Source organism: Micromonospora sp. MP36 (assembly GCF_008119785.1).
Classification (GTDB): Bacteria; Actinomycetota; Actinomycetes; order Mycobacteriales; family Micromonosporaceae; genus Micromonospora.
The window spans coordinates 11,931-26,323 of the sequence record NZ_VSFA01000027.1; the positions used below are offsets into that span (position 1 = coordinate 11,931).

Annotated in this window: 10 protein-coding genes; 4 read left to right on the forward strand and 6 right to left on the reverse strand. The window is 65.1% G+C overall.

Features of this window, described 5'->3' with window-relative positions; genetic code table 11:
• The first annotated feature begins 344 nt into the window (after positions 1–344).
• From FXF52_RS19310 to FXF52_RS19320, 3 genes are read left to right on the forward strand one after another with little or no spacing between them, the layout of a single operon-like run.
• Positions 345–2,909, forward strand: a complete 2,565-nt coding sequence (locus FXF52_RS19310; RefSeq protein WP_222870573.1) for a DEAD/DEAH box helicase family protein — start codon at positions 345–347, stop codon at positions 2,907–2,909.
• Positions 2,906–4,324, forward strand: coding sequence for a class I SAM-dependent DNA methyltransferase (locus tag FXF52_RS19315; RefSeq protein ID WP_148798520.1), 1,419 nt, complete (start codon positions 2,906–2,908; stop codon positions 4,322–4,324). Before FXF52_RS19310 ends, FXF52_RS19315 begins: the two co-directional genes overlap by 4 nt.
• Positions 4,321–5,694 (forward strand): restriction endonuclease subunit S, encoded by a 1,374-nt coding sequence (locus tag FXF52_RS19320; protein ID WP_148798522.1) that lies wholly within the window; start codon positions 4,321–4,323, stop codon positions 5,692–5,694. The genes FXF52_RS19315 and FXF52_RS19320 overlap by 4 nt, the downstream gene beginning before the upstream one ends.
• 314 nt (positions 5,695–6,008) lie before the next feature.
• Here FXF52_RS19320 and FXF52_RS19325 read toward each other — a convergent pair whose 3' ends face one another.
• Positions 6,009–6,416: a hypothetical protein gene (locus FXF52_RS19325; protein WP_148798524.1), complete on the reverse strand. Its 408-nt coding sequence runs from the start codon at positions 6,414–6,416 to the stop codon at positions 6,009–6,011.
• 381 nt (positions 6,417–6,797) lie between these two features.
• Here FXF52_RS19325 and FXF52_RS43180 point away from each other — a divergent pair, with 381 nt between their 5' ends.
• On the forward strand, positions 6,798–8,738 hold the full coding sequence (locus tag FXF52_RS43180) for a hypothetical protein (protein WP_255472119.1): 1,941 nt from the start codon (positions 6,798–6,800) through the stop codon (positions 8,736–8,738).
• Between the two features lie 588 nt (positions 8,739–9,326).
• Here FXF52_RS43180 and FXF52_RS19335 read toward each other — a convergent pair.
• The 5 genes from FXF52_RS19335 to FXF52_RS19355 form a co-directional block, all read right to left on the reverse strand.
• Entirely contained in the window at positions 9,327–10,664 is a 1,338-nt protein-coding gene (locus FXF52_RS19335) for an SAVED domain-containing protein (protein WP_187413595.1), read from the reverse strand.
• Positions 10,665–10,765: 101 nt separating this feature from the next.
• Positions 10,766–11,302: a Mov34/MPN/PAD-1 family protein gene (locus tag FXF52_RS19340; protein ID WP_222870574.1), complete on the reverse strand. Its 537-nt coding sequence runs from the start codon at positions 11,300–11,302 to the stop codon at positions 10,766–10,768.
• The gene (locus tag FXF52_RS19345; RefSeq protein WP_222870575.1) at positions 11,299–12,588 is read right to left on the reverse strand and encodes a ThiF family adenylyltransferase; all 1,290 of its coding nucleotides are present in this window, start codon (positions 12,586–12,588) and stop codon (positions 11,299–11,301) included. The genes FXF52_RS19340 and FXF52_RS19345 overlap by 4 nt, the downstream gene beginning before the upstream one ends.
• Positions 12,588–13,136 carry a hypothetical protein gene (locus FXF52_RS19350; RefSeq protein ID WP_222870576.1) on the reverse strand — a complete coding sequence of 183 codons (549 nt, stop codon included), beginning with the start codon at positions 13,134–13,136 and terminating at the stop codon, positions 12,588–12,590. Before FXF52_RS19350 ends, FXF52_RS19345 begins: the two co-directional genes overlap by 1 nt.
• Before the next feature lie 23 nt (positions 13,137–13,159).
• Entirely contained in the window at positions 13,160–14,122 is a 963-nt protein-coding gene (locus tag FXF52_RS19355; RefSeq protein WP_148798532.1) for a nucleotidyltransferase domain-containing protein, read from the reverse strand.
• Positions 14,123–14,393: the final 271 nt, after the last annotated feature.

Genomic DNA, 14,393 nt, shown 5'->3' on the forward strand with positions numbered 1-14,393 from the left:
CGGTTCGTGGTAGCCCACTCGGCGAGCATGGGCATGGCGCCCCAGCCCCTAGCGCCGATCGGCCGACTATCATTGGCATCTACGCCACTTCTAGGGAAATGACCGGTCTCAGCCTCGGGTCCGCTTGGACTGAGTCCGCCACCCGACGGGTGACTGCACCTCGGAAGACCCGCCCAAGTCTCCTTTGTAGAGATCGACACATCGACCAGCCTGCTAATCTCCGGGTCATGGCGGCAGAATCCGAGCGTGTAACCCGAAGGACTCGCATTAATCCCCGCCTCCAGCGAGCAGGGTGGCAGGTTACCCCCTCCAGGATCGGACGTGCGGTAGGCGACTACGACCGCATGGCCGTCGAAGAGTACGAGACTGGGCTCGGCCCGGCGGACTACGCCTTGGTTGATGAAGGCAGGGTGCAGGCCGTCGTTGAGGCGAAGAAGTTGAGTGTCGGCCCACAGGGCGTGCTCGTCCAGGCGGAGCGGTATGCCAAGGGCGTCCACCAGGCACCGCGGTATCAGGGCGAGTACGGGGTGCCCTTCCTCTACGCGACCAACGGTGAGGTGACCTGGTTCCACGACGTCCGCGATGAGTTCAACCGATCTCGGCGCGTCTCTGGCTTCCACACGCCGACGGCCCTCAGGGAGATGCTGACCCGCGACTTTGACGCGGAGCTGGCTGCCCTTGCGGCAGTCCCAGAGAACCTGCGGATGCGGCCGTACCAGATTGAGGCGGCCGCCGCCATCGAGAAGGCCATCCGCGAACGCAAGCGCAAGATGCTGCTCACGATGGCGACGGGCACCGGGAAGACCTTGACGATGGTGAACGAGGTCTATCGGCTCATGAAGTCGGGCGTTGCCCGCCGGATCCTGTTCCTGGTCGACCGTCGGGCTCTTGCTGCCCAAGCCGTCCGTGCCTTCGCCTCCTTCGAGGCGGAGCCAGGGTTGAAGTTCGACAAGATCTACTCGGTCTACTCGCAGAAGATTCAGAGATCGGACGTGGGGGACGAGGGGGAGTGGGACCCGAACGTCCTGCCCGACGCCCAACTGGAGAACCCCAAGCTCGGCGACGCCTACGTGTTCGTCTGCACTATCCAGCGCCTCGCGATGCAACTATTTGGCGGTGAGGGCGCCTTGGCCTTCGGCGAGGAGGCCGCCGACGCTGACGTGCGCCAGCTGAACATCCCTATCCACGCGTTCGATCTGATCATCGCTGACGAGTGCCACAGGGGCTACTCCTCCCGCGACTTGTCAGTCTGGCGAAACACGCTTGACCACTTCGATGCGATCAAGGTGGGTCTTACGGCCACGCCGGCGGCCCACACCATGGCGTACTTCGACAACCTCGTCTATCGGTACGAGTACGAGCGCGCAGTACGTGAGGGACATCTTGTCGACTACGACGTGGTGCGGATCCGCTCGAACGTGCGGATGAACGGGGTCTTCCTGAACGAGGGCGAGCAGATCGACTTGGTCGACCCGTCGACCGGCACGCGTCAGCTCGACCTTCTCGAGGACGAACGGACATACGATGCGGCCGATGTCGAGCGCAAGATCACGGCACCGGACTCGAACCGCAAGATCCTGGAGGAACTGAAGGCGTATTGCGACGAGCATGAGCGCGAGCACGGCCGCTTCCCCAAGACCCTCATCTTTGCCGCCAACGATCTGCCGCACACGTCCCACGCCGATCAGCTGGTCGACCAAGCCCGCGACATCTTCGGGCGCGGCGACGCCTTTGTCTCCAAGATCACAGGCCGTGTGGACAGGTCGCTCCAGCGCATTCGGGAGTTCCGCAACCGTCCCAAGCCTGGGGTCGTCGTGACCGTTGACCTCCTGACGACCGGGGTGGACATCCCGGACCTGGAGTTCATCGTCTTCCTCCGCCCCGTGAAGTCACGAATCCTGTTCGAGCAGATGCTCGGACGGGGAACCCGCAAGGGCGAGCGGCACCCGGACAAGTCGCACTTTGTGGTGTTCGACTGTTTCGACGGGACCCTGCTGGAGTACTTCCGCAACACCACGGGCATGACCGTGGAGCCTCCGGAGGGCGACGGAAAGGGCCTGCCGGAGATCATCGACGACATCTGGCAGAACAAGGACCGGGCGTACAACACTTCTCGGCTGGTCAAGCGGCTTCGACGCGTCGACCGGCAGATGTCGGGCGATGCCCGAGAGCTGTTCGCCCGCTTCATTCCTGACGGGGACGTTGGACGATTTGCAGACGAGTTGCCAGGCTTGTTGCGAGGGGCGTTCACCGAGACGATGCGGATCCTCCGCGATCCGGACTTCCAGAAGCTGCTCGTTGACTACCCCCGCAGCCCACGTACGTTCGTAGTCGCGCCAGGCGTGGTGGACGAGGTGTCCTCGGAGTGGCTCATACGCGGTGCAACGGGCCAAGAGTATAAGCCCTCGGAGTACTTGGAGGCGTTCGCATCTTTCGTGCGCAAGCATCGGGACCAGGTTGAAGCCATCTCGATCCTGCTCTCGCGGCCGCAGGCCTGGGGTGCGGCACCACTGTCCCAGCTACGGCAGGCGCTAACGCGCGCCCCGGAGCACTTCACCGAGGCCAACCTCCAGCGGGCCTTCAATGCCGCGCACCACAAGGCCCTGGTCGACATCATCTCGATGGTGAAGCGCGCAGCTACGGACACGTCACCTCTGCTCACGTCCGAAGAGAGGGTCAACCTCGCGGTGGATCGCGTGATCGCTGGCCGTACGCTTACGGACGCCCAAGCCAAGTGGATCGAGTACATCAGGCAGCACCTGGTTCAGAACCTCTCGGTGGACCGAGAGGACTTTGAGGTAATTCCGGTGCTGTCCGACCACGGTGGGTGGGGGCGTGCGAACCGTGTGTTTGATGGGCGGCTGGCGCAGCTGCTTGAAGAGTTGAACGAGGGGCTGGTGGCGGCATGACAGACGTCGTAGGGAAACTCTGGGGCTTCTGCCACACGCTCCGCCACGACGGCATCGACTACGGCGACTACATTGAGCAGCTCACGTACCTGCTGTTCCTCAAGATGGCGGACGAGCGTGGTGTACGGCTGCCCGACAGCACAGACTGGCCGTACCTCCGGAAGCAGAGCGGAACGGAGCTTCAGGACACGTACGTAGAGACTCTCCGCGTCCTGGGCAGGCAGCCGGGCATCCTCGGTGACATCTTCAGCGGAGCACAAAGCCGTTTTACCAACCCTGTGAACCTCCAGAAGCTCATCGTTGTAATCGACGAAACCGAGTGGACAGAGCTCGAAACGGACGTGAAGGCCGCCGCCTTCGAGGGCCTGCTGGAGAAGGCTGCCGCCGAGGGGAAGAAGGGCGCAGGCCAGTACTTCACACCGCGGCTGCTGATACAAAGCATGGTCCGCTGCATGAAGCCAGATCCCCGGGTGAGCAAGGACTTCACCATCAGCGACCCGGCCTGCGGCACTGGAGGGTTCCTTGTCGCCGCGTACGAGTGGCTGAAGGATGAGTCGCGGGGCGTCATTGACCGCGAGACCGCCCCGCGGATACGCAAGCAGACCTACTTTGGCCAAGAGTTGGTTGCGCGTCCCCGGCGGCTTGCTCTTATGAACATGTATCTCCACCAAGTCGAGCCTCACATCGCTCTCGGTGACTCGATCTACGAGGTGCCCAGCAGCCAGCGTTACGACGTTGTCCTCACGAATCCTCCGTTTGGCACCAAGGGCGCCAATCAGTCACCTGGCCGAGAGGACTTCGTAGTTGAGACGAGCAACAAGCAACTCAACTTCCTGCAGCATGTCCTCACCATCTTGAAGCCTGGGGGGCGGGCGGCGGTCGTTGTTCCGGACAACGTGCTCTTCGCTGGTCAGGCAGGTGAAGTCTTTGAAGTACTGATGGAGGATTGCGACGTTCACACCGTGCTGCGGTGCCCGCGCGGAACCTTCAGCCCCTACACCGAGGGCACGAAGACCAACGTAATATTCTTCACAAAGGGTCGCCCCACCGAGCGAACATGGATCTACGACGGTAGAGCAAACGTCCCCAAGATCACCAAGAAGAGGCGTCCGCTCACAGCCGAATACTTCGCCGAATTTGAGCGGTGCTTCGGCGACGACCCGAACGGCCGCAGCGAGCGGAACGAAGAGGACTCCCCCGCCGGCCGATGGCGCAGTTTCACGCTGGATGAGGTTCGGGATCGCCGCTTCAAGCTCGACTCATTCAAGTGGATTCGGGATGAATCACTGGACGATCCCGACGACATCCCAGAACCGGAGGAACTTGTCACTGAAGCCATGGAGGAGCTCCAACTTGCTCTCGATGAGCTTGCCGACATTCAGCGCCTCTTGGAGGGCGAAGGGACCACGCGATGAGTGAGTGGGCCTTTCCGGCAAGCTGGAAACAGGCAAGGATCGGGGAAATCTTCGACTCTTGGGGCGGCCTCACACCGTCGAAGGCCAACCGAGACTACTGGGGAGAGGGTCTGCCCTGGATCTCGTCAAAGGAGGTTAAGGGAGCCCGTCTCCATACGAGCACCCATACTGTCACGCGGAAGGCGATCGACGAGACAGGGCTTAGAATCTGTCCGACGGGCTCGGTCCTTGTTGTCGTCCGAAGCGGAATCTTGGCGCACACCCTCCCGGTCGCCGTAACCACAATGCCCGTGACCATTAATCAGGACGTCAAGGCGTTCTTCTCGGAAGAACCGCTCATGAATGAGTGGCTTGCGTACTTCTTGCGCATGAGCGGACCGCAGCTGCTGGCCTCCAGTCGCCGAGACGGCACAACAGTGCAGAGTATTCAATACCCCCTTCTCAAGAACACCGTCATCCCCGTGCCGCCGCTTGACGAGCGCCAACTCGTGCTCGCCTCCATCGAGAATGCCCTAAGCAAGCAAGCGTCCATTCTTCCCCACTTGAAAGTAGCCCGAAAATCTGTCTACCGCCTCCGAGGAGCCATTCTCGCCGCTGCCTGCTCAGGCCGTTTGACGGATGACTGGCGGGACGGGAACCCCGAAGCCTCGGCGATCGACCAAGGACCAAGACTCCCGGTTAATAAGCCTCGAAAGGTGCGTGGCGAACAGCCAGTAGAGCTCGATCTGCCGGACTTGCCCAGCGCTTACCGAGTTTCCCCCCTCGGAGACATCGCAGTTCTTATCGAGTACGGAACGTCGCGTCGAACCGATGCGACTGCGCACAGCGGCATCCCTGTTCTTCGCATGGGCAACATTCAGGAAGGTCGACTGAACCTATCCGACCTGAAGTACCGGGCTCTCGACTCCGAGCTTGAACGCTTGCTACTCGCAGATGGCGACTTGTTGTTCAACCGCACAAACAGTCCGGAGCTGGTTGGAAAGGCGGCGGTTTTCCATGGCGATCAGGCGACCAGCTTCGCATCGTATCTTATCCGCGTCAGGTTCGATTCGAGCGTCGCTGATCCTGACTACGTTAACTACTGGATCAACTCTGCTTGGGGTCGGGCATGGGCCTGGCAGGCCAAGACGGACGGGGTTAGCCAGTCGAACATCAACGGGAGCAAACTCGCTCTGATGCCCGTTCCGCTACCCCCTCTTGCCGAGCAGCAGGAGATCGTAAGGCGAGCATCTCGCCTTCTTGGCTTCGCAAGCTCGTTACTTGGTCGGGTCGATCGCACCTCCTTCAGTGCACAACAAGCATCACGGGCGATTTTGGCAAAGGCCTTCCAAGGTGGACTGGCAATGAAGGCGGATGCGGCTGGAGCTTGAGCTCGTTTCCCCACCTAGTTCAGTCGCTATGTCCCGGAGTTTTCCTGAGGCCTGCGGTCATCTTTCAGTTCGCGGTGCAATGGGCTTGAGCGGCACTATCCTTTTAAGCGGAAGCTGGAAATCACACCTCGCCGTTGGGCGCAAGAATGGCGACATCGCCACCCGATTTGGCAGATAAGGGACCTGCTCACGGCGAAGGCGTGCGGGGCGGGGCGAGCGTGGAGTGTGGCGTGGGGCTATTGCCGGGAAGTCTGGCGACGACGATGCGTCGGGCTTCCTCGTCGAGGCTACGTTGCACGTGCGCTTTGTCCCGCTCATCCCAGTGCCCTGCGCCAGCCCAACCACAGCCTCGTACACTGCCCATACCAGCCCAGTTGCGGAAAGTCGGTCACCGCCGACCGTGCCGTCTCGCGCCCCCGCTGCGTCAGGCTGTAGGCATGCTGACGCACGCGACTCTCGATACGAGTCGAGCGGACAACGACCAGCCCACTGGTGGCCAGGATGCTCATCGCCATGTCCAACGGCTCGTAAGCGCCGAACTTGTACCGCAGCATGGGGATCGCACGAAGCTCCGGCTCCTCCGAGTCCAGGATCCGACCCGCATACTCCAGCAACACCGGCTCCCGACTGCGCTCAAACTCGTTTAGCAACTCGTCCGCCAGGTAATCGGGATACCACAGCCAGAAGTCAAGCTTCTGCAGCAGCGTCTGAGTATTGAGCACGCCGACTGCGCGCGGACTGGGCACGATCCCGGGCGATCAGCTGGACAGCAGCATCCAGGAGCAACAGAAGCCGGATCGCATCGAAGAACGGGCTTCCATCACCCCCCGTAGCTGCCACGGATCGAAACGTAGTCGGTCGGTTTGCCTGTGCCTAGACCGAGGTCCGGCGGTCTTCATCGTCCATGCGCCCCAGTCAACTGAGGGAGGTCAAGCACCACTGGCCGACAGAGATCGGCCGAGTGCGGAAGGCCAACCGAGCCGCGTGGAAGTACCAGGCGCCACGCCCACGCTCCGCCTCGGGGAGGGTGCTACGGGATTGCCGGAGAAGCCGATTGGGTGATCTCGTCACCGACTGGTTGACTGGGCCGGTTTAACGCGCCGGTGAAAAGGGTCGATGTGAGCGGGTCGGAGAACAACACCGAGATCGTGAATGGGGGCACCGGCATGCGGGGCCAGGATGGGCGTCGCGCGTCGTACCGGCACGATCCCGCACTGGTGCCCACGCTGGCCCGGCTGGCCAATGCCGCCTGTGAGGGTGTGACAGACCCCAACGAGGCGGGTCTGCGGGTCGAAAAGTTGGCCGCGCAAGAAGATCCGCCGATCGATCAGCCGGGCGTGGAGGGCCTCTTCCGCGCGTTTACCTACGTCCTCCAGCCTGCTCCGGTCGGAGCGCTCCCGGATGCCAGGCTCGAGCCGCTCGACGGCCCGTCCGCGTTTCCCGCGGCCCTGCGCGACGCGAACGACGACCTCCGCCAGCTATGGCGTGACCTGGCCGACGAGGTGCGCCATCCCGTCGCGCGGGCGCGGTGCTGGGACATCGTGTTCACGCTCAAACTCGTGCCGAATGGCCGGACCAGCGCTGGACAGGCTATCCGTGCCTACCTGGACGTCGCCGGCACCGCCGGCGTGTCCGCAGACCGCCGGGACAAGGCAATCGGCCTGCTGCGGGCGTGGACCTTGGCTCGGTCGGTGAAGTACGACGAGCTGACCGCCGAGATCATCCGGGCGATGCTGTTGCTCGCCGAGGACGCGGTGACCCATCAGGATGATCCGTACGCCGCGATCCTCGTCCTCGGCGCGCTGACCGCCCCGGCTCCGCGCGGCACGCCACGCGCCGCCGACTCGGCGGCCGACGACCTGCTGGATCGGGCGCTGGCCGCCTATCCGCAGATCCACGTCATCAAAGACCTTGCCACTCTAGTCCGCAAGAGTGCTGGTGCCGGTTCGCCGCGCGCCGAGCAGGCCGGCCGCCACGAGGTCGGCGCGATGCTCGCCGAAGCCGAGGCCGCCACCGATCCGTTGATCATCCGTACGAGGTTCAACGACGCGGCCGCAGCCGCACGGCGCTTGGGCCTGACCGACCTGGAACAGGTGGCCGTCACCCGGCTGCAATCGGCACCGCGAGTCTCCTGGTCGGTATTCGAGCAGTCGGTCACGATTCCGCCTGCCTACTTTCGCCGGTACCTTCGTGGGTTCGAGCAGGCCGCCGATTGGCGTCACGCCCTCTGGATCTGGTTGCACACGAGCCCGCCGACGGGAAGCCTGCAAGCCAACGAGGCCCACGCTCGGCAGATCGTGCGCCAGTTGGTCTTCTCGCGGATAGGCAGACAGGTGGAGTTCCGCGACGGCGACCTGCCGGCCCGGGACATCGTTGGCGACGACGCGGTGCTGGACAGGGAGCTCGTCCGCTTGGAGACGTACGACATGAACATGAAGGGGAGATTTCTCGCCGGAGCGCTGCAGCAGATTCCGGAGCGATTTGCGTTGCCGGCCCGCGACGAGCTCGAGGCCTTTTTCGGCGACACGTTCAATGCGGCGCCCACTTTGGTTAGAGCGCTGGCCGACGCCATCCACCTTTACTGGGTCGGCGAGTACGACGCCTGCAGCCACCTGATCGTCCCCAAGGTTGAGGCCGCGGCGCGGGGGCTGCTCCTTGAGCTGAACGAGCCGGTCTATCGCAGCGCCGTCGGCGACGCGATAGGACAGTTTCCGGGCCTGGGAAGTCTTCTGCCCCTGCTGGTCGACAACGACTTCGACCCGGACTGGGAAAGGTTCCTGCGCACCTTCCTGCTCAACGATGGCTGCAACGTCCGCAACCTGGTGGCGCATGGATACGCCCACGACACCGGCCCGGTCGAGGCCGCCCTGGCGATCCGGGCCGGTGCCCTGCTGATCCTGCTTACCGCCGGACCCGCGGCCGAGCGTGACGTCGCGGCGGTCCGCTCCGCTCTTGCTACCCCCACCGGCGCGGTGCCCCGCCGCTCGTGGCGCCGGTGCCTCGGCGCGGCCTTCGTGGCCGCCCGTCAGGAACTACGACGGTGAACAGCCGCTGCGGCGGACGTCAATCCGCCGTGGTGGGAGCTTCATGGCGCTGTCCGGCTGGCCCGCGTAGGCCTCGACGCGCCATGCACATCGTCCATGGTGATCTCTTGGAAGCGTTTGGCCTGGTAGGCCCCGTCGTCCCGCTCCGTGCCGTGCCGACGATGTCGAGACCGTATTGCTTCTGCCCGCGCATGTCGTAGAAGTGTGCGTTGCGCAGGCCCTCCGACCGGCCAGGGAAACTCCGCCCCCGCCGCTTGAAGACCTCATGGGCCAGATCTCGCAACGGAAGCTGGGTTTCCTGCATCATCGGCGGATGCAGGCGGCTGGTATGACTCACTGCCAACCCCCGAGCCGCGGAGTCCCCTCGAACTCCGCCACACTCAACTCGACCTGGCACCGCCATCTCGAAAAGGTCCGACAGGCGCGGCACCAGGCTCAATCTGTTCGTCCAAATCTCGTCGATCGCCGCTACTTCCGTACCGCTCTGCGACCGATTCGGCGCGCGGGTGTTGGCGTAGTGCGGAGGGCACCTCGTCGGCGTGCCCTCCGAGCCAGCGGTGCCCGACGTTTGATCCGCCGATGCCTTCCTCAACTGATCGTCATGGTTGGCGTGTACGTCGTGCCGAGGTGTTCGTACACGGTCGTGGGCGGCAAGAGGTTCCAGTGGTGGCCGATCATCAGCGCCGCGCCTGCGGGCGCGGCAAAGAACAGGTGCAGCCGGGGTGCGCGCGACTGCCGGACGACGTCGACGATGCGGGCGCGAGCGGCGTGCGCCCAGCCGACGGCGAACGCCGCGTCCGGTACGGCGGTCTGGCCCGGTCCGTCCGGAGGTCCGAGGGTGAGGAAGTCGCACACGGGAAGGGCACCTCGGCGCAGGTAGTCCTCGACGTCCTTGGCCACGTTGTGCGTCAGGGCAATGGCGACGGCAAGGTCCTCGCCTTGGCCGAGTTCGACGCGGCGGAGTTCCTGGGCTTCGACGTCGGCGGGTGGTGCGTCGCTGCACCATTCGACGTTGCGTTGGTCCGCCGACACCACCCATCCTCGGATATCCGGAAGCCGGACTCCGGTCGCGAACCACATGGGCAGTCGCATGGCACCGGTGATGTGCACCCGCCTGACACCGAATGCTTCGAGGTCGCGGATCTTGCTGGTGAGGGACGGCATGACGACCGCCTGCCAGTCGTCGGGGTTGCGTAGCTGTCGTCGCTCCCGGTCGGTGGCGCCGTCGTAAAGGTCGACGAAGTCAAGGGTCACGACGGGCTGCAGGCTGTGCGCAGGACGGTCGACCGCGTGCACCGCGAAGATGAGCGTCCCCTGGCGGGCGAGGAGATCCGCTTGGGCGACCTGCTCGCGGATGGCATCGCGTGTCTGCGGCCCGGCTCCGGTCTTGACCCAGTCGCGGACGAGGTCGCGGCCCCGGAGCACGGCGTCGTCGTCAACCCGGAGACCGGCGGCGCGCATCGCGTCGCGCGCCTGCCGGGTCCAGGACGTCTCGCCGCCTTCGTGGTGCAACTCGAATTCGTCGAGGAAGTCCAGCAGTTCGGCCTCAGTGATGCCGAGGTGGTTGGCCCAGATTTTGCGTTGCTTGCCGGCGGCGCTGCGGGGGGTTTTTGGCCGGAGGAGGCGGCCGACCGTGTTCGTGTACTTGTCGTGCAGCTTGAGGATCGGGTCGTCGGGATCGAAGGCCCGGTTGGTGATCAGCTGGAAATGCGGGCGGGGATTATCGTGCCGGTTGGCCGCCCAGGTCGTGTGGAAGTGCTGAAGAGGGCTTTTGCCCTTGGTGGCGGTTGCGGTGGTCAACCACTCGGCGTTGACGACGGTTTCGTCCGTGTTTGAGCTCTTGATCTGGTAGTAGCAGTCGGCGCCGCTGTTCCGCAGGACGACGAGGTCGTCGAACGCACCGCCGCCGACGTCCTCGATGCTCACGGAGGTGATGTCAGCGTCGGTCAGGGCGCGGCATGCCCAGTACCAGCCAATGATGTGCTGGTAGTCGTCACCGCGGAGTGCGGCGGCCCGAGCGGGAAGCGTCATGGGCGAGTCCTCGTCGTGGGAAGCGGCGTGTTCGGGTCGGCGGGCGCACTGTGCTTGTGGGGCGCGAGGATGAGCGGGACGTGCTCGGCAGCGTGTCGGTAGCAGATCCATGCGTGCGCTTCGGGCCGGTCCCATGCTCCGGTCCGGCTGGTCAGGATGATCGTGATGAAGGCGTCGAGGCCCAGCTCCGGGTCGTCGAGGAACCCGAGATACGTGCGCAGATCCTGATCGCTGGGTGTTGGCGCTGCGCGTGGATGGGTGTGCCATTCCCCGATCCACATGCTGCGGTCGCGCGCGAACGCGTCCGCGGCGACGCGTTGCGCGTGATGTAGGTCGCGGAGGAAGAACGCTGGCCTGCGGACGGCGGCCGGACCGGGCCCTCCCGCGTACCGAACCTGGGCCGTCCCGGTGGGCTCGATGTGGCCGAGGAGGAGCCCGCCGGTTTCGTTGCCATCGTCGGACCGCGCGGCTTCGTCTCGTATGGTCGTGGCCGCGGCCGGAGAGAGGACGACCCGGCCTACCCGGGCTGTCACGGATCCTCGCAGGTGGGGCAACCGGGAATCGGCGGTGTCCCTGGCCGCCATCGGATGGTTTCCGTGTGCGTCAGGTCGAACGGGGCTGCTCTGCCTGGCTGGGGTCGCAGGGCGATGACGGCGTGATCGCCGGGCAGTTGCTGGTCGGGGAATCCGCGGCGCTCGAGGAGCGTCGCTACGGCCGCCTTGGCCGCGAGCTGGCCAACTAGGTGAAGGTCGGCGCCGACGGCGGTCATGGGGCGGTGGCGGCTGCCGGTGCCGTATCCGGCGTCGATGCCCGGCTCTGGGTCGATCGCGCCGGCCCCGCGAAGGGCGTGCCGCTGGCAGGTCAGGCAGCCCCGGTCGGGCCAGGGGCGTAGGCGCAGGATTTCACCGAGGGCTCCGTCCTCGAGCACGCACGCCAGCACCGCGTCGAGGCGAGCGCGGCGGGCCAGGTGGCTGATCACCCGACGGGACGCGACGCCATCCGTTGCTCCCACGACAATGTCGGTGCTCATGAGCAGGGCGCGGATCTGGTTGGCATCCTGCGCCACGTCGAGCTCGAAGTCTCGCACCTCGACTCCGGGCCGGAGCAATTCTAGATCTTGGCGAACCGCTGAGACCTTGGATCGCCCGACGTGCTCGGGACCGCACATGTGCCGGACCAAGTTGTGCCACCGCAAGCGGTCGGGGTCGACGAGGTATAGCCGGCCGGCACCATACGTGGCGAGCGCGTGCGCGGCGGCACCGCCGATGCTGCCCGCGCCGACCACCATCACGGTCGACGGCTTCAGATACTCCAGAGGCCAAGACTGGACCAGCTGCTCGTTGCCGAGCACCTCTGGCTCGCAGTCGATGTCCAGCGGAGCGGCACCGTCAGCTCCAACGTGCCATGCCGCCAGAGCAGGCAGGCGCTCACCGGGTATGCGGTCGACCGCGTCGGGGGCATGGGTGATCGCGATGTACGCGGCCTTGCCCGGGTGCACGAAGCCGGACTTCACGAACGCCTTGAACGACTCCAGCTTGAGCGTCGTCGTCCGGCGGCGGCCCAAGTACCACAAGACGTGCAGGTCGGCCCCGACTCGGTACCACCGCCCGCCGCAGTGGATCTCGCCCGAGTTGAGGAAGTGCCGACGCACCGGCTGCAGCTCCACCGGAAGCATCACCGTGTCGGGCCCGGAAGAGATCTGGTGGACGTATCCGGCGTTCTGGGCCGCGGAGACCTTGAACGTGACGTTGCCCCAGGAGCCGCTACCGCGAATGCGGCTGGCGGCCTCGTGGGGGACAAGAACGATCAGCTCACGCATCAGGCGCCATCGCTCAGTCTGGCATCCGTGCCGGCCGTCGTGTTGCTCTCGCCCGCTTCCGGTTGACCAAGTAGATGGTCGAGTTGATCGTCATCGACGATGCCGTCGATCGTCATCGCGCCGATCAGGCCGCGGCGCATCAACTCGAACTCCACGCGCCACCCTGCGGCCTTCAGCAGCAGCTCCACCACCGAGTCGCGCCCGGTCCATGTCGCGTCGTCCTGCAACAGGCACAAGCTGCCATCGCCCATCACGTGCCACCGCTGGTCAGTGCGCGCGATGAGGGGCGGCTGCGGGTCGTCGGGGAAGATGGCTGGCGGCACCATCGGGTACGCGTGCCCATAGACGACCGCGACGAGGAGACCCCTCTCGCCGATCGCCTTGACGAGACCGGGTGGCTCAGGACGAGCGAACGGCCAGCGCGGCAGGTGCCCTATCCAGCCGCCAGCTCCCTCGTTCTGCCACTCCAGGTCCGGGAACCGCTGCCGGACCTCCTCCTGATCGCGCTTCAGGCGCCGTGGCTCACACTGCCACCAGGTCACCGGCACGGGACGTACATCCTTCACGGGATTCAGCCCTGCGGCGCGTCGCGAATCGGGCGGCCGGTGATCAACGCCGGGCCGGTGACGGTAGGCGAGACCTTCTTCTCCGGCGCCGGGAAGTCCGACCCGAAGACCTCCTGCCACGTGCGCTGGGCCTCGTCGGCGTCGCCGTCGGCGTCGAGCGCGCACGCCCGGGTCGCGGCATCCCGAGCTTCCTCCAGTGCTTCCCGTAGTACCGGAATATCGAGATCGACCTGAATCGCTCCGCAATGTCCCGCAGGGTCGTTGACGCCCCAGTTCACCTGGATGGCCGCAGCGGTGAAGAACGCCCGCAGCGCCTCGGGCCGGGTGCCGCTGCGCGGCATGCACTGCAGCGCGAGCACCTCCATCACCAGTGACTTGACCTTCGTCGGCACCGAGAGCCGCCACCGCTTCAGCACCCGGACCATTGCCCGGAAGTGCTCCCAGTCCCGCTGGTGGTCGGCGACCGCCTCGATCAGGTACTCCGGGTCGGCCGTGGTCCACTCGTTGGAGCGCTTCGACGGGATGAGCAGCGTCCCGTTGGCCTGACGCAGCACCGGCATCACGTCAACGGTGAACGCGTCCTCGAACTCGGGCGGGTCGATGAAGCACTTCACCGCACGGTCACGGGGCAGCGTGTAGCGGACCAGCTGGTCGACAGTGCCGTCCGTAGCGCCCAGCAGGTACTTCACGCGCTCGCGCGCGTGCTCCAGCGCCTCGCTGGCCGACTCGCCCGGCTGGCCCCAGTCAGGGTGATCCTCCCACCGGTAGACGATCACGAGATCGACGTCGTGTACCGGGTCGAGCTGGGTGCTGCGGGCAAGCGATCCCGACCCGAACACCTCGGCGACGTCCGACTCGGCCTTGAACGCCTTCTTGAAAACGTCCCGCCGCTCGCGCGCGAGGTCTACGTGTTCCTTGTCGGCGTTGACCACGTCCTGGAAGTCGTCGAATGCCTTCTCGACACCCATCCCATCCCCTCCGACTAATAAAGTTACCTATTCAATTCGCGATGATGGTGCGCGCCGACCTCTCGCCCGGGAGCCGAGGGGAGCCCAATCAGCGCAACCGTGACGTAGCGGCTTGCATTCCGACGTGCGCATTCTTGGGTCGCCGGCAAGCCCGCCGGGGGGTGCGACACTCCTCCCGGGACCAAGTTCGAGCATCGAAAATGGCAGTCGAAGCAGAACAATCGCATCGACGGGCTAGCATTTGGCGAGCGGTTCGGCCTGCGCTTCGGTA

Excerpts from the sequence above, each read along its gene's own strand:
- FXF52_RS19345 (WP_222870575.1), bottom strand. The coding sequence starts at position 12,588 with ATGCGTGAGCTGATCGTTCTTGTCCCCCACGAGGCCGCCAGCCGCATT.
- FXF52_RS19320 (WP_148798522.1), top strand. The coding sequence starts at position 4,321 with ATGAGTGAGTGGGCCTTTCCGGCAAGCTGGAAACAGGCAAGGATCGGG.
- FXF52_RS19310 (WP_222870573.1), top strand. The coding sequence starts at position 345 with ATGGCCGTCGAAGAGTACGAGACTGGGCTCGGCCCGGCGGACTACGCC.
- FXF52_RS19355 (WP_148798532.1), bottom strand. The coding sequence starts at position 14,122 with ATGGGTGTCGAGAAGGCATTCGACGACTTCCAGGACGTGGTCAACGCC.
- FXF52_RS19315 (WP_148798520.1), top strand. The coding sequence starts at position 2,906 with ATGACAGACGTCGTAGGGAAACTCTGGGGCTTCTGCCACACGCTCCGC.